25 protein-coding genes and 1 tRNA gene are annotated in these 25005 nt (G+C 60.9%); 16 read left to right on the top strand and 10 right to left on the bottom strand.

The window, feature by feature from the left end:
* The first annotated feature begins 73 nt into the window (after positions 1-73).
* From CPA56_RS04025 to prfA, 4 genes are all read left to right on the top strand, one after another.
* Positions 74-1201: a helix-turn-helix domain-containing protein gene (locus CPA56_RS04025; protein WP_182040758.1), complete on the top strand. Its 1128-nt coding sequence runs from the start codon at positions 74-76 to the stop codon at positions 1199-1201.
* A 79-nt stretch (positions 1202-1280) separates the two neighbouring features.
* On the top strand, positions 1281-2402 hold the full coding sequence (gene ispG, locus CPA56_RS04020) for a flavodoxin-dependent (E)-4-hydroxy-3-methylbut-2-enyl-diphosphate synthase (RefSeq protein WP_182040757.1): 1122 nt from the start codon (positions 1281-1283) through the stop codon (positions 2400-2402).
* Positions 2402-3652: a histidine--tRNA ligase gene (hisS, locus tag CPA56_RS04015; RefSeq protein ID WP_182040756.1), complete on the top strand. Its 1251-nt coding sequence runs from the start codon at positions 2402-2404 to the stop codon at positions 3650-3652. The genes ispG and hisS overlap by 1 nt, the downstream gene beginning before the upstream one ends.
* Complete coding sequence (prfA, locus tag CPA56_RS04010; RefSeq protein ID WP_182040755.1) at positions 3649-4722, top strand: peptide chain release factor 1; 1074 nt, start codon at positions 3649-3651, stop codon at positions 4720-4722. Before hisS ends, prfA begins: the two co-directional genes overlap by 4 nt.
* A gap of 30 nt (positions 4723-4752) precedes the next feature.
* On the opposite strand, the gene CPA56_RS04005 is transcribed toward prfA, so the two are convergent.
* Positions 4753-5241, bottom strand: coding sequence for a hypothetical protein (locus tag CPA56_RS04005; RefSeq protein ID WP_229707399.1), 489 nt, complete (start codon positions 5239-5241; stop codon positions 4753-4755).
* Positions 5242-5291: 50 nt separating this feature from the next.
* On the opposite strand from CPA56_RS04005, the gene prmC reads away from it, so the two are divergent.
* Both prmC and CPA56_RS03995 read left to right on the top strand, forming a co-directional pair.
* Entirely contained in the window at positions 5292-6131 is an 840-nt protein-coding gene (gene prmC / locus CPA56_RS04000; RefSeq protein WP_182040754.1) for a peptide chain release factor N(5)-glutamine methyltransferase, read from the top strand.
* Positions 6132-6324: 193 nt separating this feature from the next.
* Positions 6325-6798, top strand: coding sequence for a DUF4167 domain-containing protein (locus CPA56_RS03995; RefSeq protein WP_182040753.1), 474 nt, complete (start codon positions 6325-6327; stop codon positions 6796-6798).
* Positions 6799-6977: 179 nt separating this feature from the next.
* Here CPA56_RS03995 and CPA56_RS03990 read toward each other — a convergent pair.
* A tRNA-Met gene (locus tag CPA56_RS03990) sits at positions 6978-7052 on the bottom strand.
* Between the two features lie 180 nt (positions 7053-7232).
* Between CPA56_RS03990 and CPA56_RS03985 the strand changes: the two genes are divergently transcribed.
* Positions 7233-8441 (top strand): mechanosensitive ion channel family protein, encoded by a 1209-nt coding sequence (locus CPA56_RS03985; RefSeq protein ID WP_182040752.1) that lies wholly within the window; start codon positions 7233-7235, stop codon positions 8439-8441.
* Positions 8442-8494: 53 nt separating this feature from the next.
* Here CPA56_RS03985 and CPA56_RS03980 read toward each other — a convergent pair whose 3' ends face one another.
* The 3 genes from CPA56_RS03980 to CPA56_RS03970 form a co-directional block, all read right to left on the bottom strand.
* Positions 8495-10033, bottom strand: a complete 1539-nt coding sequence (locus CPA56_RS03980) for an APC family permease (protein WP_182040751.1) — start codon at positions 10031-10033, stop codon at positions 8495-8497.
* 95 nt (positions 10034-10128) lie between these two features.
* On the bottom strand, positions 10129-11631 hold the full coding sequence (locus CPA56_RS03975) for an APC family permease (protein WP_182040750.1): 1503 nt from the start codon (positions 11629-11631) through the stop codon (positions 10129-10131).
* 132 nt (positions 11632-11763) lie between these two features.
* Positions 11764-12624: an undecaprenyl-diphosphate phosphatase gene (locus tag CPA56_RS03970; protein ID WP_182040749.1), complete on the bottom strand. Its 861-nt coding sequence runs from the start codon at positions 12622-12624 to the stop codon at positions 11764-11766.
* A 105-nt stretch (positions 12625-12729) separates the two neighbouring features.
* On the opposite strand from CPA56_RS03970, the gene CPA56_RS03965 reads away from it, so the two are divergent.
* Positions 12730-13248 (top strand): MlaD family protein, encoded by a 519-nt coding sequence (locus tag CPA56_RS03965; RefSeq protein WP_229707398.1) that lies wholly within the window; start codon positions 12730-12732, stop codon positions 13246-13248.
* A 49-nt stretch (positions 13249-13297) separates the two neighbouring features.
* On the opposite strand, the gene CPA56_RS03960 is transcribed toward CPA56_RS03965, so the two are convergent.
* Both CPA56_RS03960 and CPA56_RS03955 read right to left on the bottom strand, forming a co-directional pair.
* Positions 13298-14362 carry an ATP-grasp domain-containing protein gene (locus tag CPA56_RS03960; protein ID WP_182040748.1) on the bottom strand — a complete coding sequence of 355 codons (1065 nt, stop codon included), beginning with the start codon at positions 14360-14362 and terminating at the stop codon, positions 13298-13300.
* Positions 14363-14366: 4 nt separating this feature from the next.
* Positions 14367-14933: a DedA family protein gene (locus CPA56_RS03955; protein ID WP_407645636.1), complete on the bottom strand. Its 567-nt coding sequence runs from the start codon at positions 14931-14933 to the stop codon at positions 14367-14369.
* Positions 14934-15060: 127 nt separating this feature from the next.
* Between CPA56_RS03955 and CPA56_RS03950 the strand changes: the two genes are divergently transcribed.
* From CPA56_RS03950 to CPA56_RS03920, 7 genes are all read left to right on the top strand, one after another.
* Positions 15061-16080, top strand: coding sequence for a lytic murein transglycosylase (locus tag CPA56_RS03950; RefSeq protein ID WP_407645648.1), 1020 nt, complete (start codon positions 15061-15063; stop codon positions 16078-16080).
* A 130-nt stretch (positions 16081-16210) separates the two neighbouring features.
* A complete protein-coding gene (locus CPA56_RS03945; RefSeq protein ID WP_182040915.1) occupies positions 16211-17434 on the top strand; it encodes a D-alanyl-D-alanine carboxypeptidase family protein in 1224 nt (407 codons plus the stop codon).
* The gene (gene tmk / locus CPA56_RS03940; protein ID WP_182040746.1) at positions 17421-18074 is read left to right on the top strand and encodes a dTMP kinase; all 654 of its coding nucleotides are present in this window, start codon (positions 17421-17423) and stop codon (positions 18072-18074) included. The genes CPA56_RS03945 and tmk overlap by 14 nt, the downstream gene beginning before the upstream one ends.
* Positions 18071-19015 carry an AAA family ATPase gene (locus CPA56_RS03935; RefSeq protein WP_182040745.1) on the top strand — a complete coding sequence of 315 codons (945 nt, stop codon included), beginning with the start codon at positions 18071-18073 and terminating at the stop codon, positions 19013-19015. Before tmk ends, CPA56_RS03935 begins: the two co-directional genes overlap by 4 nt.
* A gap of 38 nt (positions 19016-19053) precedes the next feature.
* Positions 19054-20595 (top strand): methionine--tRNA ligase, encoded by a 1542-nt coding sequence (gene metG, locus CPA56_RS03930; RefSeq protein ID WP_182040744.1) that lies wholly within the window; start codon positions 19054-19056, stop codon positions 20593-20595.
* Positions 20592-21377, top strand: coding sequence for a TatD family hydrolase (locus CPA56_RS03925; protein ID WP_182040743.1), 786 nt, complete (start codon positions 20592-20594; stop codon positions 21375-21377). The genes metG and CPA56_RS03925 overlap by 4 nt, the downstream gene beginning before the upstream one ends.
* Entirely contained in the window at positions 21374-22162 is a 789-nt protein-coding gene (locus tag CPA56_RS03920; protein WP_182040742.1) for an MBL fold metallo-hydrolase, read from the top strand. Before CPA56_RS03925 ends, CPA56_RS03920 begins: the two co-directional genes overlap by 4 nt.
* Positions 22163-22175: 13 nt before the next feature.
* On the opposite strand, the gene CPA56_RS03915 is transcribed toward CPA56_RS03920, so the two are convergent.
* The 3 genes from CPA56_RS03915 to argH form a co-directional block, all read right to left on the bottom strand.
* Positions 22176-22601 carry a hypothetical protein gene (locus tag CPA56_RS03915; protein WP_182040741.1) on the bottom strand — a complete coding sequence of 142 codons (426 nt, stop codon included), beginning with the start codon at positions 22599-22601 and terminating at the stop codon, positions 22176-22178.
* 203 nt (positions 22602-22804) lie between these two features.
* Positions 22805-22963, bottom strand: coding sequence for a hypothetical protein (locus CPA56_RS03910; RefSeq protein WP_182040930.1), 159 nt, complete (start codon positions 22961-22963; stop codon positions 22805-22807).
* Between the two features lie 14 nt (positions 22964-22977).
* Positions 22978-24420 (bottom strand): argininosuccinate lyase, encoded by a 1443-nt coding sequence (argH, locus tag CPA56_RS03905; RefSeq protein ID WP_182040740.1) that lies wholly within the window; start codon positions 24418-24420, stop codon positions 22978-22980.
* A 10-nt stretch (positions 24421-24430) separates the two neighbouring features.
* Here argH and CPA56_RS03900 point away from each other — a divergent pair, with 10 nt between their 5' ends.
* Positions 24431-25003 carry a TlpA disulfide reductase family protein gene (locus tag CPA56_RS03900; RefSeq protein WP_182040739.1) on the top strand — a complete coding sequence of 191 codons (573 nt, stop codon included), beginning with the start codon at positions 24431-24433 and terminating at the stop codon, positions 25001-25003.
* The last annotated feature ends 2 nt before the right edge of the window (positions 25004-25005 follow it).

Raw genomic sequence — 25005 nt, 5'->3', positions numbered from 1 at the left:
GCCTGCGTGCAGACCGGGGGTCTGGGCTATGAGTGAGAGGGGTGTCGTGATGGAAGATAAAACAGGGCAAGGTATGGCCGGTCAGCCATCTGCCACTCTTGGTGCCCGCCTGATGGCCCGGCGTAAGGAGCTGGGCTGGAATCTGGCTGATGTCGAGGCGCATCTCAAGGTGCGTCTCGCCATCCTCCAGGCCATTGAGGAAGGCGACTATTCCAGACTGCCTGACAAGGTCTACGTTCTCGGGTTCGTCAAGAACTATGCCCGTCTCCTGGGCTTCGAGGGCGAGGAGATCATGCGGCAGGCTGACCGGGAGCTGTCCTCCTTCATGCCGAAGCGACAGACGGTCCAGCTTGACCTTCCCGGTCCGCAGGAGGGCCGCTCGGCGGGACTCTGGATTCTGCTTGGTGTCGGGCTGGTTGTCATCATTGGGGCCTATGTAGGGTGGTATCATTTCTCCTCGCATGGTCAGCTTGCGTCTTCCATCCTGCCGTCCCATCTGGCAGGAAATGCCGAGACCTCTTCGGATGGGTCCACGTCCTCTGATGCCCGTCAGGCCGGAACGTCCGAGGGGCAGGGGGCTGAGACTCAGAAGACGGCGTCTGCCCAGCCTTCCGGTGGGCAGGACATGTCTGTCCGACAGGATGACGGACAGAAGGACACGCCTGATCTTCAGCCTGCACCCGAGGTCGTTTCCCCTTCCGCCACGGCCGTGCCGTCCGGTACTGATGTGACGGGGAGTGATGGACATCCTGTCGAGCCTCCGGCTGCTGACATGACCCAGCCTGTCCAGATGACGGCTCCCATGCATCCTGCTGAAACAGCAAAAGCTCCTGAGACCCAGACGGCTCCGGCCACCGTCACGAATCAGAAGGCCGAGGACAGCGTGAGCATTCTGGCTCGTGAGGACAGCTGGCTGCAGGTGACGGACGCCGCCGGAAAAGTCCAGCTTGTCCGGGTTCTCAAAAAGGGTGAGGTATGGCAGGGGACGCCTGGCGAGACATACCGTGTCACCAGCGGTAATGCCGGGGGTGTTGTTTTTCAGGCGGGTAATGTTGTAAGCGCACCATTAGGGCTGCGTGGCCGGGTCGTACGCAATGTGACGGTTGATGCAGCATCCGTGGAGCAGGGCCATTATGGGTATGGTGCCCTGACCACCGAGGCGGCACCCGCATCGGGACCGACCGGCAGGAACAGCCAGTAAAAAAATCCTGTGACCGTCCGGTCGGGTGACGGTCACGTCTATCATGGGTCAGAACAGTCAGGACCCGGAGAGGTTATTGATGAGCAGTTTACGTCCCTATCAGCATATTGAACGCCGTAAATCACGGAAGATCTATGTTGGTAATGTTGCCGTTGGTGGCGATGCGCCGGTCTCGGTGCAGACCATGACCAACACGCTGACAACGGATATTGAAGGTACGATTGCTCAGATCCGTAAGGCCGAGATGGCTGGCGTGGATATCGTCCGCGTATCCTGCCCCGACGAGGCCAGCACGAAGGCCCTGAAGACCATTGTGGAGGAAGTCAATGCGCCGATCGTGGCGGACATTCACTTCCACTACAAACGGGCCATCGAGGCGGCTGCGGCTGGTGCGGCCTGCCTGCGCATCAATCCGGGCAATATCGGCAGTGCCGACCGTGTGCGTGAGGTCGTCAAGGCTGCCCGGGATCATGGCTGTTCCATCCGTATCGGTGTGAATGCCGGGTCTCTTGAGCGGCACCTGCTGGAGAAATATGGCGAGCCCAAGCCAGAAGCTCTGGTAGAGAGTGCGCTGGAACATGCAAAGATTCTGGAAGATCATGACTTCCATGAATTCAAGATCAGCGTGAAAGCCTCCGACGTTTTCATGGCCGTGACGGCCTACAAGCAGCTGGCGGAATGCTGTGACCACCCGCTGCATATCGGCATCACGGAAGCCGGGTCAAAGCGGGCCGGGACGGTGAAGTCCGCCCTCGGGCTGGGCAATCTTCTCTGGGCCGGGGTGGGTGACACGATGCGCGTGTCCCTTTCTGCTCCTCCCGAGGAGGAGGTTCTGGTGGGCTGGGACATTCTCAAGTCCCTGGGGCTGCGCCACCGTGGGGTGAAGATCATTTCCTGTCCGTCCTGTGCCCGTCAGGGATTCAACGTGGTGGACACGGTCCAGACGCTGGAAGACCGCCTCCAGCATATCAAGACGCCGCTGACACTTTCCATCATAGGCTGCGTGGTCAATGGTCCTGGCGAAGCCTTGATGACGGATATTGGCGTGACGGGTGGTGGTTCCGGCCGTCACATGGTCTATGCGGCTGGCAAGCAGGATCACACCATGCCGGCTGAGAACATGATCGAGCATATCGTGGAGCTGGTGGAAGCACGGGTGGCCGCCATTGAGGCCGGGACAGCCGAGAAGGCTGCACACTGATGGCCCGTTTCCAGCCCCCCCGGGGAACGAAGGACCTTCTGGGTGAGGACATGCGCCGCCACCAGAAGGTTGTCGGTACGGGCCGGACCGTCTTCCGCCGTTACGGGTTCAGCCAGTGGGCGACGCCCATCTTTGAGGACACGCATGTTTTTGCCCGGTCTCTGGGTGAAAGTTCGGATGTCGTTTCCAAGGAGATGTACACGTTCGAGGACCGGGGGGGAGAAAGTCTGACCCTCAGGCCGGAGGGGACGGCCGGTGTTGCCCGTGCGCTGGTTTCCAACGCCCTGACGCAGGCCCTGCCGCAGAAGATTTTCTATACCGGACCGATGTTCCGTTACGAGCGGCCACAGAAGGGACGCTTCCGTCAGTTCCATCAGATCGGTGCGGAGCTGATCGGTGCGGAAAGTGCCTTCCGTGATGCCGAGATCATCGCCATGGCCCGGGATTTTCTTGTGTCCCTCGGGCTGGGTGAGGATCTGACGCTTGAGCTGAACACGCTGGGGGACAAGGACAGTCGCATGGCCTGGCGTGAGGCTCTCGTGGCCTATTTCCGTCAGCATGAGGATCGTCTTTCGGAAGACAGCCGGTCACGCCTTGAGATCAACCCGCTGCGGATTCTGGACAGCAAGTCCGAGCAGGACAGGGCACTGCTGGCTGATGCGCCCGCCTTTGATGACTATCTCAATGAAGAGTCCCGTACCTTCTGGGAAGAACTGAAGGCGGCCCTGCAAGCTTTTGGCGTTTCCTTCGTGGAGAATCCCCGTATCGTCCGAGGGCTGGATTATTACAGCCATACCGTGTTCGAGTTTGTCACGGACAAGCTGGGGGCGCAGGGGACCGTCCTGGCCGGGGGCCGTTATGAGGGTCTCGTGGAAGAAATGGGTGGCCCTGCCGTTCCGTGCATCGGCTGGGCTGCCGGGATCGAGCGTCTTGCGGCCCTGATCGAGGCACCTGCCGTCGAGGTCAGTGATGTGGCCATCCTGCCGATGGGAGAGGCGGCCCTGCTAAAGGTGGCCTCGCTGTCCCGGACGCTGCGGGATGGTGGCCTGTCCGTTTCCATCGAGATACGGGGCAACATGAAGAAGCGCATGGACCGTGTCGTGCAGTCTGGTGCGTCTCATGTGCTGTTCCTCGGAGACGACGATCTGGCACGGGACGTCGTGCAGCTGCGCTGTCTGGCCTCCCGGGAGCAGGAAGAGGTGCCTGTGGCGGATGTCATGTCTGCGCTGGAGCGTGCCCGGACCTCATGAGTGCTGCGATCGAGCATAAGCTGGAGCAGATCATTGCCCGCTTTGAGGAGATGCAGGCCCTGATGGCTACCGGAGAGATGGCGGGGGAGGAGTTCGCCCGCCTTTCACGGGATTATGCCGCCATGGAGAAACCCGTGGAGGCCATCCGGGCGTGGCAGGAAGCACAGAAGCGACAGAAAGACGCCCGGACCCTGTTGCAGGACCCGGAAATGAAGGAACTGGCCCGGCTGGAGCTGGAAGAGGTCGAAGCCGAGATGCCAGCACTGGAGCAGGCCATGCAGCTGGCCCTCCTGCCACGGGATGACGCTGATGAGCGCAGTGCCATCCTGGAGGTCCGTCCTGCGGCAGGTGGCGACGAGGCGGCCCTTTTCGCCGCCGAACTGTTTGAGGCCTACCGTCGTTTTGCAGAGGCGAATGGCTGGCGGTTCGAGGTCATGTCCCTGACGGAGAGCGAGCTTTCCGGTATCCGGGAGGGGATGGCGACCATCACCGGGCGGGGCGTGTTTGCCCGTTTCAAATATGAATCTGGAGTGCATCGTGTCCAGCGTGTTCCTGCCACGGAGAGCCAGGGGCGCATCCATACGTCCACGGTGACGGTGGCGGTGCTGCCCGAGGCGGAGGAGGTTGATGTTCAGGTCAATGAAGAGGACCTGAGGATTGACGTGTTCCGGGCTTCCGGTGCCGGTGGGCAGCATGTCAACAAGACGGAAAGTGCCGTCCGCATCACCCATCTGCCGACCGGTGTTGTCGTTGCCATGCAGGAGGAGAAAAGCCAGCATCGCAACAAGGCCAAGGCCATGCAGATCCTGCGTGCCCGTCTCTATGAGGCGGAACGTCAGAAGGCCCATGAAAGTCGGGCGGCGGACCGAAAGTCACAGGTCGGGACGGGAGACCGTTCCGAACGGATACGGACCTACAATTTCCCTCAGGGCCGTGTGACGGATCATCGCATCAATCTGACCCTGTACAAGATCGCCCAGGTGATGGGAGGCGATTTTGACGAGATCGTCAGTGCGCTGACGCATCACGAACAGATGGCCCTGCTGGCGGAGGAAATGGGCCGCCCCTGATGGGCGTCCCTGTCAGGGAGGGGGAGGCCGTCAGCTGTTGGAGGCGAGGCAGCGGGACGAGGCTCCGTTGTGATGATCGCTGGCGGCAGGATCATTTTCGTCCATCAGAAAGAAATCCTTGAAGTCGTCACTGCCAATGGCTTCGTAATAACGGCCGTCCGGGTTGTGGAGGACACCTTCTCCACTCACGCTGCGGGTCTCGGCCTGTCCGTCCTTCATGACGGTGATGGTCCCGCATATGGTGTAGGGGAGGTCGGTCCGTCCCAGCGGTATGGGGATGATGGCGGTATCATCCGCATGAGCTAGATCAAGATGGAATGTTGCGGCCAGCTGGCCATTGATATAGAGGCGGGAGGATTCTGACACCTCACTGGAGGCACGGCCATCATGGATGGTGAAACTTCCGCCTGTCGGACCATCCGGCATGGGCCTCGCAGTTTCACTTTTCGCAGCAGGGACGAGCAGGAAGCTGAGACTGAGTGGAACGAAGAGAGAGCGCATGAAACGGGATGTGGTCATGTCTGGGTTTTCCCGGAAGGATGAAAAGCGGCAGATCAGGAATAGCGTCTATGCGTAAAATAAACCTTTTGAAACAGGCAGGGGAGAGGCTTTTTCAGGCCGGTATAGAGGAAGCCGCCTCTGAAGCCCTTCTTCTGCTCTGTTGGGCCAGCAACTGTACCCGGATCGAACTGATGCAGCGTGATGAAATTCCAGATGATGTTGTGGAAAAATTCCAGCAGGCCATCCAGCGGCGCAGTGCAAGGGAACCAGTGGCTTTCATCACCGGGGAGCAGGGTTTCTGGACGCTGGACCTTCATGTTTCCCCGGAAACGCTGATTCCAAGGAGTGACAGCGAGACACTGCTGGAGGCCCTGCTGCATCATCGGCCTGACCGTCAGCAGGTCAAGTCCATGCTGGACCTCGGGACGGGGACAGGCTGTCTTCTGCTGGCGGCTCTCACGGAATATCCTGAGGCATGGGGACTGGGCGTGGACGTGGCTCCAGGTGCGGCGGCTCTGGCCCGCCGCAATGCCCGCCGCAACGGGCTGAGTGAACGGGCGGCCTTCATTGCCGGAGACTGGGCGGCGGCGGTCAAGGGACGTTTTGATGTCGTCCTTTCCAACCCGCCTTATATCGAACATGCGGAGATGGCTTCCCTGATGCCGGATGTCGTGAAGTATGAACCGCACAGGGCTCTGGATGGCGGCGATGACGGGCTGATGGCCTATCGGATTCTGTGCCGGAGCCTGCCGCACCTGCTGTCGGAACAGGGCTGCGCCGTGCTGGAGCTGGGAATGGGACAGGCTCAGGCTGTCATGGCTCTGGCTGAAGCTGAGGGTCTGAAGGTGCTGGAGTGCCGGAAAGACCTGGGTGGGGTGGAGCGTGCGCTGGTTCTGGCCTTTTCTTAGGAAAGCGGTTGGCTTATGGAATGAGGCCTGATAGATTGCCGGAAAGACAGTACAGGGGATGGGCAGCGTACGGTGATATGCTGCCGGTCGGGCACGGTTTCCTCTGGGAGTGATGTTTCTTCGGACAATACGGGAAGAAACGGCAGGTTGGCTGCCGGAAGTGCCATTATGACAAGATTGCGGGTTTGAAAATATGAAACGAATGAGGAACCGTCATCATCGTTCAGGCGGCGGCGGTGGAGGAGCATCCCGTGGCAATAATGGCCAGATTCCTCTGAACCGGAACCATGTTTTTGAGAGCAACGGGCCGGATCTGCGTATCCGTGGCACGGCCCAGCAGCTGTTTGAGAAATATCTCCAGCTGGGCCGTGATGCGACCGGAACGGGAGACCGGGTGCAGGCGGAGGCCTATTTCCAGCATGCCGAGCATTATTTCCGTATGCTCAATGCCATGAATCAGGCGGCGCAGGCTGCCCAGCAGGAGCGGGCCGAACGGCAGCGCAACTACGAGCAGGCCCGCCAGGAACGCCGTGATGCACGGGACCGTGCGGAACAGGATGAAGACGAGACGCCGCCGCCTGCACCGGCCAGCGAACGTCGCCCTTCGGAGCGTCGGAAGCGGGTTGAAAAGCGTGACGAGGAAGCCGATCAGGACGACGAGGACTGAGACCGCTTCCCCCGTAGGGCGGACAGGAGACAGGCTGATGGCTCTCGGGCCCAGCCTGTTTTTTTGTATCTACGGTTTTCTGGAGACAGGCGGAAAACATCCACATAGGACAGAAGGGGGGGACTTCATTCCATCTGAGCAGAAGAAACGGATTTCTGGGAAGATATCGTGGAGGAAGATGGTAGCGGCGGACGGATTTGAACCGCCGACCAAGGGATTATGATTCCCCTGCTCTACCGCTGAGCTACGCCGCCATCATGTCCTCTGAAGGCTCATGCCTTCCGATGGGTGTGCTTTTATGGCAGCCGGGTGAGGAAGTCAACAGGCATCGGGTCCATCTTCATGTTTTTTTGTTATTTTCTATTCCATTCCTGCAAGGAGGCTGTCATTTTTCGCTGACACATTTTCAAACTTCCAGTCGGGAGCTGTCCTTTTTGTCTCAGCATTTCACCAACATCCTGTTTGCTTTCAGCAGTGCGCTGTCCTGGCTGCCTCCTGCGGTCGTGTCAGTCCTCATGCTTGTCATTGTCGGGCTGGCCGCCTTCTACGCAGGTCATGGGGCAAGTGCGCTCATCCTACGTATTCCCGGGACACGCAGCGGGGCGATGATCCGGAACACGGTCAGTGCGATGCGGCGGCCCATGCAGGTGATGGTCACCCTGCTGGCCCTGCTGGCCGCCCTGCCAGCGGCCACCGGCTTTTCCTACGAGCAGGAACAGGACCTGAGGCTGTTCTTCGTCTTTCTGCTGATCCTGATTCTCGGCTTTTCGATCATCACCATGTTCCGCCTGATGTCCGAGGCCTATCTGAACCGTCTGGCACGGCTGGATTATGCGGATGACATCATGGCCCGTGCCCATCAGACGCAGATCAAGGTGCTGCGGCGGCTGGGGGAAATCCTGATCGGGCTGGTGACGGTAGCCTCGGCCCTGATGCTGTTCCCGTCGGTCAAGCAGTATGGGGTGTCACTGTTTGCGTCGGCTGGTGCGGCCTCGCTTATCGTCGGTCTGTCCGCCCGGGGCCTTCTGACGAATCTTATTGCCGGTGTGCAGATTGCGATTACACAGCCCATCCGCATGGAGGACCTTGTCGTCATCAATGGTGACTGGTGCTGGGTGGAGGAAATAACGGCCACCTATGTCGTGCTGCGTGTCTGGGACTGGCGGCGTCACATCGTGCCCATTTCCTATTTTCTGGAAAACCGTTTCGAGAACTGGACGCACAATTCGGCGGCCATCACGGGGGTCGTCTTTCTCTGGCTGGATTATGACGCCCCCATGACCGAGATACGGGACATGCTGCGGGAGATCGTGCGGAGCTGCCCGTTATGGGATGGCAAGGTGTTTGATGCCCAGGTGGCGGACTGTACGGACCAGGCCATTTCCGTCCGTGTCATTGCCAGTGCCCGTAATGCCATGCAGAGCTGGGACCTGCGCTGCGACATCCGGGAGAGGGCGATCGCTGGCATCCGGGAGCATTTTCCGCAGGCACTGCCACGGCGACGTGTGGCGTTCGTTTCGCCGGAAACGGGTGAAAGGCTGGATGTCACGGACCCTGATACCATGCTGTCGCCGCCAGTGCACCGGCCCCCGCCGGGGAGCTATCTGGGACCGGGCAGCGCAGGTGACAGGAAAAAGAGGTGAGTTCCTCTTGGAGGAAGGTCCGTTCCCTGAGGAACGGACCAGACCGGCACCTGTCAGCGGCGGGCTGATGAACCGTCGGCCATGAGGGAATTGTGATAGCCGTAGAAGCGGTATGTCAGGGCACCTATGGCGAAATAGGTGACAAGCAGGATGACGGGCACCGGGTTACCGCCCAGCAGGGCGTGCAGCATGTTGAAGAGCAGCGGCAGAATCATGATCAGACAGAAGATGATGCCCAGCACCGGGGTAATCCCGATCCAGACACCCCGGATACGGAAGCCGCCCAGAGGTACGCTGAAGGGACGCCGGATGTCGGCCGCATGATTGCGCTGCCAGATGACGGTGAAGCAGACCATGGCGAAGGCCAGGGCTGTTCCCAGTGAGACCAGATCACTGATGATGTCGATGGGCAGGGTTGCCGTCATCAGGGCGATGATGGCCCCCATGATGAAGGTTCCCTGGGCAGGGGTCCGATAGCGGGCGTGAATCCGGCTGAACACGGCAGGAATCAGCCCGTCACGTCCGGTCGTCAGGAGGATGCGGGACTGTCCATACATCAGCCCCAGCAGCACGGAGGAAAGGCCGATGGTCGCCCCACCGTTCACGAGCAGGGCCAGCCACGGTTTGCCCATGGCCTGCGTGGCCACCGCCAGCGGGTCTGCCACGTTCAGCTTGCCATAAGGTACGATGCCCAGCAGGACGGCGGCCACGGCAACATAGATCAGCGTACAGATCAGCAGGCTGCCGATGATCCCGATAGGGATGTCACGGGTCGGGTTGCGGGCTTCTGAGGAGGCGGTCGAGACGGCCTCGAACCCGCCATAGGCGAAGAAGATGATGGAGGCGGCCCGGAAGATGCCCGCCACGCCAAAGTGGAAATGGGCCTGCGCCGGTGGAATGAAGGGAAACCAGTTGGCAGGCGTGATGTAGCTGACACCGATGATCAGGAAGAGGAGCAGGACACCGATCTTCAGGGCGACCACGAGCGAGTTGAAGCGGGCCGACTCTTCCACGCCTCGGGCCAGCAGGGCCGTGACCAGCAGGACGGAGATGAAGCCGATCAGGTCCAGTCGCCATCCGGCCGTCAGGGCCGTGCCTTCGGAGCCGGGGACGGGCTGGAGGCTCGTCTGGGTCAGCCACACCGGGAGGTGGATGTTGAAGATGCCCAGCAGGGAGTTCATGTATCCCGAGAGACCGGCTGCGACGGCCGTGCAGGAAATGCCATACTCGAGCAGCATCAGCCAGCTGACATTCCAAGCGGCCCGTTCTCCCATGGAGATGTAGGCATAGGAATAGGAGGAGCCGGATACGGGAAAGGTGGAAGCCAGTTCTCCATAGCAGAAGGCGGTGAACAGGCAGGCGGCAGCGGCCACGAGAAAGGAGAGCAGGACAGCCGGACCGGCATATTCTGCCGCTGCCGTGCCGGTCATGACGTAGACCCCCGCCCCAACGGTCGTGCCGACCCCCATGAGCAGCAGCTGCGTGGCCGTCAGGCTTCTTTTGAGCGTGACGGAGTCATTCTCTGCCGTGATCTGGCTCATGGTCTTGCGTCGCGGGTCACGGCGTCTGGGAGAGGAAGAAGGTTTACGCATAGGGGCGGTGGATCATCCAGAAAAAAACGGCAGATTGGTGAAGGGTGGCGGCACCATGGCACATCCGGAGGCCCGGAAGGCAGGGAGCCGACCGTTCAGGAGGAGGGGGGCTTCATGGTCGAATTGTGACGCCCGTAGAGCAGGTAGGTTGCAAAACCCAGCCCCGTATAAAGGGCGAAGAAGATCAGGGGAATGGTATTTCCGTGCAGGGTGACGTTCACGATGTTCAGTCCCAGCGGCACGATCATGCAGAGGCAGAAGAAAATGCCGAGCAGGGGGGTGATGCCCAGCCACAGGCCCCGGATGCGGATGCCACCCAGCGGCACCTGAAAGGGGCGTGGCGTGTCCGGTGCCCGGTTGCGCTGCCAGATGACGGTGAAGCAGACGATGGCGAAGGCGAGCGTGGTGCCGATGCAGAGCAGGTCCCCCAGCAGAGCGATGGGCATGGTGGCACTCATGATCCCCATGATGAGGCCAAGCAGCAGAGTGGCCAGCCAGGGGGTCCTGAAGCGTGCATGGACGGTGCCGAAGACACGTGGCAGAAGGCCGTCATGGCTGATGGCATGTACCATGCGGGAAATGGCATAGAGCAGGCCGATCAGTACGGAGAACAGCCCGACGGTGGCCCCGGTGTTGATGAGAAAGGCCAGCCAGGGCTTGTGCATCAGGTTCGTGGCTATGGAGAGAGGATCAGCCGCATCCAGCATCTGGTAGGGGGCGACCCCCAGCAGGACGGCGGCCACGGTGACATAGACCAGCGTGCAGATGATGAGGCTGCCGATGATGCCTATGGGTACGTCCCGTGTCGGGTTGCGGGCTTCCGCCGCAGCGGTCGAGACGGCCTCGAACCCGCCATAGGCGAAGAAGATGATGGAGGCGGCCCGGAAGATGCCAGCCACGCCAAAGTGGAAATTTCCCTGTGAGGGAGGGATGAAGGGATGCCAGTAGGCGGGGTGGAGATAGAACAGCCCGACCCCGACAAAAAGAACGAGAACGCCGATCTTGATGGCGACGAAAACCGTGTTGAACCGTGCTGCCGTCTCGATGCCACGGACCAGCACCAGACTTATGAACAGCATGACGGCGAGGCCGATCAGGTTTACGCTGTGATGGAAGGTGAGAAGGCCGCTGCTGGAATGAGGGATGGACTGGAAGGTCGTCTGCGAGATGGCAGCTGGCAGATGCAGGCCAAGGCCGTTGAGCAGGGACGTCAGGTAACCGGCAAAACCGGCAGCCACGGCCGTTCCGGCGATGCCATATTCCAGCAGGAGCAGCCAGCCGGTCACCCAGGCCATTTTCTCCCCCATGGAGAGATAGGCATAGGCATAGGCCGACCCGGATACGGGAAAGGTGGAGGCCAGCTCCCCATAGCACAGGGCCGTGAACAGGCAGGCCGCTGCGGCGACGAGGAAGGACAGGAGGACTGATGGTCCGGCATATTCCGCCGCCGCCGTGCCGGTGATGACATAGACGCCCGCCCCGATGGCGGTACCGACACCCATGAGCAGGAGCTGCGTGGCACCGAGGCTGCGTTTCAGGTCATGCCGGTCTCCGGCAGACTGTATCTGGGCGAGGGTCTTGCGGCGGGCCCTGTTCATGGTGTTTCGAGATGGGGCATGAGGATGTCACGATTCCTGTAGAAACGGCCTGGAACGGTATGATACCGGAATGTTTTCTTTCTGGCGTTTCAGGGCGCATTTGTAAATTCCGCCCCGCATGTTTTTCTGCCTTTAGAGGTGAAAATGCAGCAGGAAGGCACTGCCGATGCCAGCCAGAAGGCAGTAGACGCCAAAACCTGTCAGGGTGTGTCCGTTTTCCTCGTGGAAGAAGCGCAGAAGCAGGCGGGAGCAGATCAGTGCCGTGATGCCGGCCACCACGGCCCCGAGGAGCGACTGCGTGATCATGGTGTGGGACAGAGGAACATGGCGGAGCTGCCATGCCTCTTTCGCAGTGGCGGCCAGGATGATCGGCTGGGCCATGAGCAGGGAAAAGCGTGTCGCCGTCAGATGGTCGAGACCACGCATCAGCCCGCCATTGATGGTCGCCCCGGAGCGTGAGAGGCCAGGAAAGAGGGCGAGACACTGCCACAGGCCGATGATGAAGGCGTCCTTCCAGTCCAGTTCCTGAGTCTGGTAGGTGGTGCTGAGCGTGTCCTGAAGGGAACGGCGGCGCATGATTTCCGTCATGATGAGCAGCAGCCCGTTGAGTGTCAGGAAACCTGCCACCATGAGGGGATTGGCAAAGACCTGTCTCAGACGGTGCTCGAACAGCCCGCCCATGATGACGGCAGGAATGGTGGCCAGCACGAGCAGGCTGCACAGCCGGACGGCCTTGTTGCGGTTTCTGGCTGACTGGCGGGGAGAGAACAGGCCGAGCAGGATGGCCCGCCAGTCGTGCCAGAAGACGTGGGCCAGGGCGAGCAGGGTTCCCACATGCAGCATGGTCAGGAATGGCAGGAATGTCGGGCTGTGCTCATCCAGTGACCAGTGCAGCAGGCCGGGCAGGAGGACGGCGTGGCCAAGACTGCTGACGGGAAACGGTTCCGTGATGCCCTGAACGATGGCGAGGATGAGGGCCTGGAGAGTTGTCATACGGAACCGTGATTCATGCTGTGGAGGAGGAAAGGAAGGAAAAGCTCCGCCTGATGCTGGTGAGAAATGCTTACATATGGTAGCGGTGACGGACTGTTACTTTTCATGAAATCAGCTTCTCCTGCGTTCAGGCTAGCAGAACGGGGCGTGAATTTCGAGGTGTCTATGTGGGCGATCTTCAAGGGACGTGGCGGAGCATTTGTTGCCAGCGGCTGTGTTCTGTTGGCCGCTGGTGGGTTCGTGGCTTATGGGCTGGGCCTTCTTGCCGGGCCGGATCGTCATATGACCCGCTATCATGCCGTGTTCAGCTCCACGAACGGGCTGGATGACGGTGCCGATGTCGATCTCGGCGGCGTGACGGTCGGGCGGGTGCGGTCCATCACGCTGAATCCGGAAACGGCCGTCGTGGATGTCCTGTTTGCCGTGCAGGATGACCTGAAGCTGCCTGTCGACACGGCCGTGGCCATTGCGGCCCCCACCATCGGCGGGGATAATGCCCTTCAGATTCTGCCGGGGAAATCCACCAAGACCCTGACGGCTGGAGCCACCATTCTGGACGCACGTCCCCTGCTCTCGCTGGAACAGCAGATCAGCAACTATATTTTCGGAGCGGGAAAGCTTTAGTCCGGGTCATCGGGTCCGCCGGATGGTTTCATCCGGCGGGAGGCGGTGGTCAGTCGTTGGTGGGATAGGAAGCGAGCAGACGACGCTGCTTGAGCCAGGAACGGAGCGTTCCGAACACGCCGGAGCTTTTCCAGCCCTGCTTCTTCTTGGCGGCCCCGATGAGGAAGGTCTGCCGGTAATGGTAGAACTGGGTCCGGTACGCCTCGACAAGGGTCGTGCGGCGGTCCCAGATATGGATGGCCTCCGACCCGACACCGTTGATCTCGATGATCTGGAAATCCTCGCCCCGCTTCATGGCTTCGGGAGAGGCGACCTTCAGGTCGATCCGTCCGAAATGGAAGTCGGGAATGTCCAGCATGATGGCGTTGATGCGGTCCGTGAGGGCCGGGGTGATGTCCGGTCTGCCATCCCGGAAGATGGACCCCTTGCAGTGGTTGCCGGCGAAGAGGAGGGAGAGCGTCTCACCCGCAGGGAGGATGTCGTTTTCCCGGCCTTTGATGCGTGGCAGGTAAAGCTGTGGCACCTGCCGCATCCGCGGGTCGGCCATAATGAGTTCCTGGAGGGTGGAGCGGCCATCTCCCTTGAGGACCGGGGATTCCTTGTAGGTCAGCGAGGTGATGCGTCCGACGGGTTCATCAGGATGACGGATGAAGAAAATGCCGACTTCCAGCGGCTGGCTGATGAGCTTCTGGACCATCAGGGCCGTACCGGCAGGGAAGAGGGGCAGGACCTCACGGAGCATCTCCAGGGAGGTGATGAGCTTGACCCCCGTACCGTTGCAGCCGATGTCCGGCTTCAGGACGACGGGGAAATCCACGTCGATGGCCTTCATGGCATCCAGCACGTCCTGAACGGCATTTGCCCCGTTGTGGATGACACGGTAGGGGGCGATGGCCTTCTGGGCGGTCGGGCCGGCCATGTCCAGAATCGAGCTTTTGCTTTCTCCGCAGAGGCCGCCGGTTTCAATTCTCGGATTGGCCGCCGTGGAAATGGTGAGGTCCCTGTAGCGCAGCCCCATCAGGAACCAGTAGATGACGATGGGGGTGTAAAAAATGCTGTCTGGCCAGAATTCGAAGAGAGACAGCGTCTTATGATCGGCAGCGGGTGCTGTCATGAATTTATGTATTCCTACGTTGCAGATGACTGATGAAGCGTCCCATCAGCAGAATGCACAGGACGAAGCCGACAATTCCCGCCCATCGCCAGCCACCCTGGTGAGCCAGCAGCCAACCGCCGACATGCAGGGCGAGGAGGAAGAGCAGGCTCGTCCAGACCAGCGTGGCACCGACTGCCGTAAGGGAGAAGGCAAGGAAGGGCGCACGGAAAAAGCCGCATGCCGTATAGAGCGGCAGGCGGCTGCCCGGAACGAAGCGGGAAATGGCAACGACACCTATGATATTGCGGGAGAACCAGCGTCTGGCCTGTTCCTCACTGGGAAGGGTGAGAAAACGGCGCAGAAACACCCAGCGGCTTCCCGCTAGGCCGAGACCATAAAGCCCCATGTCCCCTACGGCAACTCCAGCGTAAAGGCTGATCAGGGCCACGGGAATGGAAATCTGATCCCCCTTGGCGGCGATGGCCGCCAGAACGGTTGCAACATCTTCCAGGATGAATGTACCAAGAATGATGGAGGAGGCTTTCAGCCATACGGGCTGGGACGCCATGATAGCGGTGATACGGATCACAGAAAAACGGTCCTGGCTATGGTTGGCGGGACTGTGCCACGAAATGGTTCCGTCCGCAATTGTCAGGGTGACGGCAATGTTCCTGATTTTCATGGAAGGTGGATGAAGCGTGACAGAAAACGGAATGATGAGAAGACGCAATTTTCTGGCCGCTGCTGCTGGTGGTCTGGTGGTGGCCGGTGGCGGTCTGCCTGCTTGGGCCATGACGGGCCGGGAGGCGGCAGGGGGCAGTTATGCCGCTTTTCTGGATGGTCTGCGCCAGCAGGCTCTGGCGGCGGGTGTGCCTGCTTCGGTCGTCGACCAGTCGCTGGCCCTGGCTCCGGCCCCGAATCAGGATGTCCTGAAGCTGGACCGTCACCAGCCGGAGTTCACTCTTACGTGGGCGCAGTATCGTGACCGTGTGATCTCGTCCGCCCGGCAGGACAAGGGACGGCAGACCTATCAGCAGGTGCGGGGGACGCTCTCGCCTCTGGCCCGGCAGTTCGGCTGTGATGATAACGCCGTGATGGGCATATGGGGGCTTGAGTCGGGTTTTGGTGAGCGTCAGGGCCGTTTCAACGTCATCGAGGCCCTGGCCACCCTGGCTTTTGATGGTCGCCGTGCCACCTTTTTCCGCAGCGAACTGATCAAGGCCATGCAGATTCTGGCAAGGGGCGTGATCAGCCCGTCCGACATGCTGGGCAGCTATGCCGGAGCGATGGGGCAGCCCCAGTTCATGCCGAGTGCCTATCTGCGTTTTGCGGCTGATGGTGACGGTGATGGCCTGTGCAACATCTGGAGTTCGGAGGCGGACGTTTTTGCCTCCATCGCCAACTATCTCGGCCGTTCGGGCTGGCAGAGGGGTGAACCCTGGGGCGAGGAGGTGACGGTTCCGCTGGGCAGCAACGGGCAGTTCACGTCATTTGCGGCCACGAAATCCCGTCATGCGTCCGTGCATCCTGTCAGCACATGGCAGGCGATGGGGGTGAGGCCGGCCCAGTCTTCCGGTTTTCTGGCCCCGCAGGCCACGGGCAGCCTGCTCCAGCCGGACGGCCCCGGTGGACAGGCCTTCCTTGTTTATCGTAATTTCCGTGCCATACGGGCCTATAATCCTTCCGACTATTACGCATTGGCGGTTGGGATTCTGGGCGATAGGATAATCCGGTAAATCACGATATCTGGAGTTGCCCGGGGTAACTTGCCATGGGGTGTCGTAAGTAACGGTTTTTCAGGAAAGGTTCCGCCCTCGTGGCGGGGCGTGCAGTGCGGGGATTGACGTGCAGACAAGACGTTCTCTCATGGGGGGGGCTGCCGGTTTTTCGGCGTGTGCCCTGCTGGCATCATCACGGGTCGGACAGGCAGCCGGGCTGCGACGGCAGGGGCGTGCCCATCAGTCCGGGCAGGACAGGGCGGCCGATGGTGCGGTAGCCGATTCGGCCACGGGTGATGCCATGACCCCGATGGGCCCCATGCCGACCTCCGCCCGCTGGGCCTACATTCTGGACAGCACGACCAGCACGGTGCTGCTCAGCCGCAATGCGCAGGAGCGCATGCCGCCATCCTCCCTGACGAAGATGATGACGGCCTATGTCGTCTTTGCCTTTCTGGCCTCGGGACGTATCCGGCTGGAGCAGGAGTTTCCTGTCAGCTCCAAGGCCTGGAAGATGGAAGGCTCCCGCATGTTCGTGCCGCTGGGCAGTTCCGTCAGCGTGGAGAATCTGATCCGGGGCATGCTCATCCAGTCCGGTAACGATGCCTGCGTCGTGCTGGCGGAGGGCATTGCGGGTTCGGAGGAACGGTTCGTCGTCCTGATGAACGAGGCGTCCCGCCGCATCGGCCTGAGCAACTCCCATTTCATGAACGTGACGGGTCTGCCTGCCGAGGACCATTACATGTGCGCCCAGGATGTGGCGGTGCTGGCCCAGCATCTCATCCGTGATTTCCCGCATTATTATGGCTTCTTCGGAGAGAAGGAGTTCACGTTCAACCATATCCGTCAGGGCAACCGGAACGTGCTGGTCGACAAGGGGCTGGCCGACGGCCTGAAGACCGGTCACACCGATGCGGGTGGGTTCGGCCTGTGTGCCAGCTCCGAGAGGAACGGGAACCGGGTCATCGTCGTCATCAACGGGACGGCCTCCACCAACGAGCGTGCCCACGAGGGTGAGCGGCTGATGAGCTGGGCGTTCTCCAGTTTCGAGACGGTCCAGCTCCTTCGCAAGGGGCAGGTGGTCGAGCCGAATGCCGCCGTGTGGAACGGGGAGCACAAGAGCGTCGGTCTGGCCGTGGCGGATGATGTCAGCCTGACCATTCCCGTGGGCTGGTCTTCCCGGGTGCAGATCAGCGTGGATTATCCATCTCCCATTCCGGCACCGGTGGCGGAGGGCCAGAAATCAGGCCACGTTTCGGTGGGCCTGCCGGGGCAGCCACGGGTCTACTCATCGCTTTATACGGTGGAAGCCGTGGCTGAGCTTGGCTTTGTCGGGCGGCTCATGGCACGGTTCGGTCATGCACCGCAGTAAGAAGACGGGACTGTTCATCACACTGGAGGGAGGGGAAGGAGCTGGCAAGACCACGCAGCTTTCCCGTCTGGTCGAGCGGCTGGAGCATGATGGGCTGCCAGTCTATCGGACACGGGAGCCGGGGGGGACGCCTGCTGCCGAGGCCCTGAGGAACCTTCTGCTCTTCGGTGATGAACGTTTCTGCTGGCAGGCGGAAATCATGGCCCACATGGCGGCTCGGGCCGACCATCTGGCACAGGCCATCCAGCCAGCCCTGGCCGAGGGCAGGATCGTCGTCTGCGACCGTTTCCATGATTCCACATGGGCCTATCAGGGCTATGGTGTCGGTGAGGCCAGACCGGAGGTGCTGGATTTTATCCGGTCCCTGCGGCGGCTCGTCGGTGGTGAGCCGGATGTGACCCTGTGGCTGGACCTGCCCTGTGAGCTGGCCCTTCAGCGGGTGGTGCAGCGTGGGGGTCGGCTGGACCGTTATGAGGGACAGGAGATGCGGTTTCATCAGCGGGTGCGGGAGGGATTCCAGGCCGTGGCCCGGCATGATCCGTCCCGCATCATGAAGATTGATGCCAGCCAGCCGGTGGATGTCGTTCAGGACCATCTGTATGCGGTCGTGAGAGACCGTCTTGCGGGCCTAGCCGCATGAGCGGGAGTCTTCCGGAGCCACGTCTGTCAGCCCGCCTGTATGGGCATCAGGCGGCGGTGAGGCAGTTTGAGGAGTCCCTGTCTTCCGGGCGGCTGCATCATGCGTGGCTGATTTCCGGGCCATCCGGTGTGGGCAAGGCGACGCTGGCCTTTCATCTGGCCCGCAGGCTGCTGGGAGGCAGTGATCTGGAAAGTCCCGCCGGGCGGCGCATTTCGGCCGGAACGCATGGGGATCTTCTGACGATTGCCCGGAAGATGGATCCCCGCAAGGGACAGCTGAAGGGGGAGATCACGGTCTCCGATGTCCAGCCCATCCAGAGCTTCCTGCATCATACGGCCACGGAGGGCGGCTGGCGGGTCGTGATCGTGGACGGGCTGGAAAGCCTGAACCGTTTTGCCGCCAATGCCCTGCTGAAAATTCTTGAGGAGCCGCCTCCGAAGACCGCCCTGTTCCTGACGACTTCGTCTCCAGGCACGCTGCTGCCGACATTGAGGAGCCGCTGCCGTCCGCTTGTCCTGTCCGGGCTGGACGAGGCTGACATGAGCGCACTTCTGCCGACTCTGCCGGAGGGCGTCCTGCATCGTGCTGATGGATCACCGGGACGTGCCCTGTTTCTGGCGCAGGACCGGGATTGTCTCTGTGCCGGACTGGTGGAGCGGGCACTGGCTGGTGAAGAGCTGGATCATGAAAATTGGGTGATTGTCAGTCAGATCGCTCGTGAACCGGATGGTTTCGGGTTATTGTGCGACCTGCTGGGCGAGACTCTGGCCAAGCGTGCCAGAGAGGCGGCCTTTGCGGGGAATCTTCATCTGGCGGCAGGGCTGGCGGAGCGTGTCAGTCAGCTGGGACGGATACGGATGCAGGGTGAGCGTTTCAACCTTGACAAGGCCGAAGCTATCCGGGAAGCCCTTGCCTTGGCCCATCAGGGGCGGCAGGACTGAGTGCGTATTTTGGAAGAACTTGGACGATAGGACAGATTATGATACGGCGTTTCACCATCACGACCCCCATTTTCTATGTGAATGGTGCGCCGCATATCGGCCATGCCTACACCTCCATCGCCTGCGACGTGATCGCCCGTTTCCATCGTCTGGATGGCAATGACGTCCTGTTCGTCAGCGGGACGGACGAGCATGGCCAGAAGGTGGAGCAGAGCGCAAAGGCGCAGAATGTTCCTCCGCAGGATTTTGCGGACCGCATCTCCCAGAGCTTCCGTCAGATGCAGAAGGACATGGCGGTCCAGACGGATGAGTTCATCCGCACGACGGAAGCCCGACACAAGAAGGCGGCCCAGACCCTTTGGGAGAAGGTTGCTGAAAACGGTCATATCTATCTCGATGCCTATGAAGGCTGGTACTCCACCCGGGATGAGATGTTCGTCGGTGAGGATGAGATCACCCGGCATCCCGATGGCAGCCGGACGGCACCCTCCGGGGCACCGCTGGAGTGGGTGCGGGAACCATCCTACTTCTTCCGCCTTTCCGATTTTCAGGACAGGCTGCTGAAGCTGTATGAAGAAAATCCTGATTTCATCGGCCCGCATGGTCCGAAACGGGAGGTGGTCAGCTTCGTGAAGCAGGGGCTGCGGGACCTCTCCATCAGCCGGACCAGCTTCCGCTGGGGCGTGGAGGTGCCGGGTGACCCGGACCATGTCATGTATGTCTGGTTCGATGCGCTGGCGAATTATCTGACAGCCGTCGGCTACCCGGACATGAAGGATCCCCGGCATGTTCACTGGCCTGCTGACGTGCATGTGGTGGGCAAGGAGATCATCCGCTTTCACTGCATCTACTGGCCGGCCTTCCTGATGGCGGCCGGTCTGCCTCTGCCGAAACGGGTTTTCGCTCATGGCTGGTGGACGGTCGAGGGTGAGAAGATGAGCAAGTCCCTCGGCAATGTGCTGGACCCCAAGGCTCTGGCCGACGAGTTCGGACTGGATCAGCTGCGCTTCTTCCTGATGCGGGAGGTGCCCTTTGGTGGGGATTCCAATTTCAGCCGCCGCTCCCTCATCACCCGGATGAATGTCGAGCTGGCCAATGACCTCGGTAATCTTGCCCAGCGGACGCTCAGTCAGGTGGCCCGCAATCTTCAGGGTGTCCTGCCGGAACGTGGCGTCCTGACAGAGGATGACGGGAAAATTCTGGCCCAGGCCGCTCTGCTTCCGTCCCTCACACGCACGCATATCGAGCGTCTGGCCATCAGTGATGCGCTGGAAGACATCTGGAAGCTCATCCGGGAGGCCAATGCCTATATCGACCGGCAGGCCCCCTGGGTGCTGAAGAAGGAAAATCCGGCCCGCATGGCGGATGTGCTGCGGGTTCTGGTGGACGTAATCCGCACCGTGGCGACGCTCCTCCAGCCCTATATGCCAGATACGATGGAGAAGATGCTGGATCAGCTGGGTGTGGAGAAGGGCGAGCGTCATATCGCTGCGCTGGAAACGCCATTGCCCGGTGGCCGTACACTGCCCAAGCCGCAGGGGCTGTTCCCCCGTTTCGTGGAGGAAGAAAAGGACGCATGAAGGGGCTGATTGACACGCACTGCCATCTGGACCGTCTGGAAGATCTTCCCTTCAGTCTGGATTTCGCCCGGCAGGCCGGTCTGGCGGGCATGATCACGATCGGGACACGCTGGTCGGAACGGGCCAGACAGAAGGCTCTGACGGAGCATGACAGTCCGGACCTGCGTATCTGGTGTGCGCTGGGCACGCATCCCGATCATGCCCATGAGGAGGTTCTTCTCAGTCTTGATGACATGCTGGCAGAGCTTGAGGCTCCGCAGGTGGCGGCCATCGGGGAGTCCGGGCTTGATTATTTTCATGGCACGGAGGAGGTGAAACCCGCCCAGCAGGAATCCTTCCGCCGGCACATCGAGGCGGCCCGTGTGACGGGTCTGCCGCTGGTCATCCATACGAGGCAGGCGGATGATGACACCATAGCCATCCTGCGGGACGAGCATGAGAAGGGGGCTTTCCCCTTTCTGATCCACTGTTTTGCCTCAGGTCCGAAGCTGGCCGGGGCCGCTCTGGAGCTGGGGGGGTACCTGAGCTTTTCCGGGCTTCTGACCTTCAAGAAGTGTGAGGAAATCCGGGACGTGGCCCGTCATGCGCCGGAGGACCGTATTCTCGTGGAAACGGACAGTCCTTTCCTGGCTCCCGTGCCCAAGCGGGGCAAGCCGAACACGCCGGGCTATGTCGTGCATACGGCAGCCCGGCTGGCTGAAGAGCGTGGTCTGACGGGTGAACGGCTGGTGGAGGTCACTCAGGCCAACACAAGGCGTCTCTTCACACGGCTGGCCGTATGAAGATCACGATTCTCGGTTGTGGTGGCTCTGCTGGCGTTCCCATGATCGGGGGTGAGGAAGGGACCGGAACGGGCCTCTGGGGCGTGTGTGATCCGACGGACAGGCGGAATCACCGTCTGCGGTCATCCATCGTGATCGAGCATGAGGGCTTCCGCCTTCTGGTCGACAGTGGGCCGGACCTGCGGCAGCAGATGCTGGCGAATGGACTGACCCATGTCGATGCCGTGTTCTACACGCACGCTCATAGCGATCATATCGGTGGACTGGATGAGCTTCGGGCTGTCAACCGTGTGATCGGTCGGCCGATCCAGCTTCTGGCCACGGCAGAGGTTCTTGCCGAGCTGCGGCAGCGCTTTGACTATGCCTTTCGCCCGTGGGAAGGAGGGACTTTCTATCGTCCTGCCTTTGACGTGCAGGAAATTCCCACCTATGGCCCGCTGAAGGTCGGTCCGCTGGAGGGCTGCATTTTCCCGCAGAAGCATGGCTGGACGACAAGTCTCGGTCTGCGTCTCGGGGCGTTTGCCTACTGCACGGATGTTGAGAGTTTCCCCGCAGAATCACAGGCTGTTCTGCATGACCTGTCCTGTTGGGTTGTTGGGTGCTTCCAGCGGGAGGCGCATCCATCCCATGGCTGGCTGGGGCGTGTGATGGAATGGCGGCAGCAGTTCCAGCCCAGACACACGGTCCTGACCCATATGGGGCCGGATATGGATTATGGCTCGCTGTGTGAAAGTCTGCCTGAAGATGTCCGTCCCGCCCGGGACGGTCTGGTCCTGACCGTATGAGGAGGATGTTTTCTCAGGCCGCCTGTTCGGCCTGAGCCTGTTCGGCACGTTCCAGACGGACGCAGAGAAGCCCCTGGACCCAGTAGGGAATGGCGGGGAGATCAATGCTGACATCCCGGGTCGCTCGATCCTGTTTTGCTTTGGGGATTGGCAGGGACCATTCCTGGGCACCGACGAACAGGGTGATCTCCACCAGAGTGAACTCCGCAAGGTCAGGTGCGGTCATGTCGAGACAGATGCGGGCCGTCTCGACGGGCAGGATGAAATTGTACCAGCCCCTGTTATGACGCTGACAGGGAATGACATCGCCGGTCGGCAGGGTCAGACGCAGTCCGGTCTCGATGGCAGGAGCAGTCTGGAAATGGGCGATGTTTCCGGTCTGCATGTAGCCATAGCGGGACGGGTTTTTCAGAATGATTTCCGTCAGCGTTGCCATCATGATCACCTTTCTCAGGTACGTTTCATCATGGCAGGGTAGGGGAACTTCTTAGATAAAAGATGAATGAATAGGGAATTTTTTTAGGTATTATTACTTTATCCTATTTACACATTACTTAACAGTCAGGAAAAAATTTCATAAAAAACAGGAAATGGCAGACAGGGGTAAATATGGAAGCCTGCCTGCCTCGTAAAAAAGCGGTTTTATTCGGGTGGATATATCTGGGGGTAGGTGACTTTGTCAGACGGGCCGGGAGGCTGTGGATTGCCCTGCCGACCGCACGCACTCAGACCCAGCAGGAAGACGCCAGCGACAAGGGCCAGAACGGCCCTCGTCATGAGGGGGGAATGAAGCAGACGCATGATCATCTCTCCGCTCAGGCCTGTCCAAGCCGTTCCAGCCATCCCTTGGCCTGTGCCTGCACATTGGCCGGTGCCGTGCCGCCGTGGCTGGTGCGGGAGGCAAGGGAGGAGTCCACGGTCAGGACGTCATAGATGGACCTGTTGATGCCTGATTCCACGGCCTGCATGTCTTCGAGTGAAAGATCGGCCAAGTCGCAGCCTTTCTGTTCGGCCAAGCTGACAAGACGCCCCGTGACATGATGGGCCGTGCGGAAGGGCAGACGCAGTTCCCGCACCAGCCAGTCGGCAAGGTCCGTGGCGGTGGAGAAGCCGGCACCCGCCAGCTCCCGCATCCGTTCCTTGTTTGGTTTGAGGTCCCGGATCATCCCTTCCATGGCGGCCAAGGACAGGGTGATGGCCGTCGTGGCGTCAAAGACGGGTTCCTTGTCTTCCTGCGTGTCCTTCGCATAGGCCAGCGGGAGACCTTTCATAACCGTCAGCAGCCCGATCAGGTCACCGGTGATGCGGCCTACCTTGGCACGGACCAGCTCGGCAGCATCCGGGTTGCGCTTTTGCGGCATGATGGAGGAGCCGGTGGTGAAGGCATCGGACAGATGGACGAAATTGAAGGCCGCAGAGGCCCACTGCACGATCTCTTCCGAAAGGCGGGAGAGATGCATGGCCTCCATGGAGAGGACAGACAGATATTCCAGCGCAAAGTCGCGGTCGGACACGGCATCCAGCGAGTTTGACGTCGGGCGGTCGAAACCGAGGGCCTGCGCCGTCATGTCCCGGTCGATGGGGAAGGATGTGCCTGCCAGGGCGGCGGACCCCAACGGGCATTCATTCATCCGGCGGCGGGCATCACGCAGGCGGGAGGCATCACGGGCCAGCATTTCCACATAAGCCAGCAGGTGATGGCCGAAAGTGACGGGCTGGGCGACCTGAAGATGGGTGAAACCCGGCATGGGGGTGTCATGATATTCCAGCGCACGGCGGGCAAGGGTACGCATAAGGGCTTCCGTCTGTTCCACGATGCCGTCGATGGAATCCCGGACCCAGAGACGGAAGTCCGTGGCGATCTGGTCATTGCGGGAACGGGCGGTGTGCAGCCGTTTCCCGGCTTCCCCGATCCGCTCGGACAGGCGGGACTCGATATTCATGTGAATATCTTCCAGTGCCGGGGAGAAAGCGAAGCGGCCTTCTTCGATTTCCGTGGCAATATCGGCCAGACCCTGCCGGATTTCGGCTTCTTCCTGTTCCGTCAGCAGGCCAACCTTGCGGAGCATGGCAGCATGGGCGAGGGAGCCACGGATATCCTGCCGCCAGAGAATTCTGTCGAACCCGATGGAGGCGTTGATCTCCTCCATGATGGCTGCCGGACCGCTGGCGAAACGGCCACCCCACTGGGGGTTGGCGGCGTCCGTGCTGGCGGGTCTGTTTGCAGGGGAGGCGTTGCTGGTATTATTGTGCGTCATGAGGACCGATATGATCAGAAACTGGAAAAAGATTCGTACATGCGCCGTTCTGGCGGGCTGGCTGAGTGTAGCGGCTGCGGGCCTGTGGCACAATTGCGTGCAGGCCGAGGCGTTGCAGAGTTTGCAGGAGCTTGAGCCGGAACCGGCCCTGTCGGCCCCGGTCACGCTGGGCATCACGGGGATGGGCGGCACGAAGGCCAGCCTGCCCCTGAAGTCGGGGAAGCCGTACATGCTGCATCTCTGGGCCACATGGTGCACACCCTGCCGGGAAGAGCTGCCCCAGCTGGCAGCCTTTCTGGACAGGAATCCTGATCTGCCCGTGATCCCCGTTGCTCTGGACAGTGGTTCACCTGAACGGGTTCAGGCAGCCCTGCCCCGTCTTCATGCCGAAGGCCTGCCCGTCTGGACGGCGGAGCGTCAGGCCGTGGACCCGTTCCTGAAGAGCCTTCAGGAACCCGGACTGCCCATGACGCTGCTGGTCGATGCCCAGGGGCAGGTGCGGGCCATTTCTGATGGCGGCGTGGAGTGGAAGGACGCCGCTGCGGCCAGCACGGTCCGCTCCCTTCTTCGTCAGGTTGAGTGAGG

It is taken from the genome of Bombella mellum (assembly GCF_014048465.1).
GTDB classification, from domain to species: Bacteria; Pseudomonadota; Alphaproteobacteria; order Acetobacterales; family Acetobacteraceae; genus Bombella; species Bombella mellum.
Note: the sequence above shows the minus strand (reverse complement) of the source record. Positions and strands in the feature narration are given on the sequence as shown.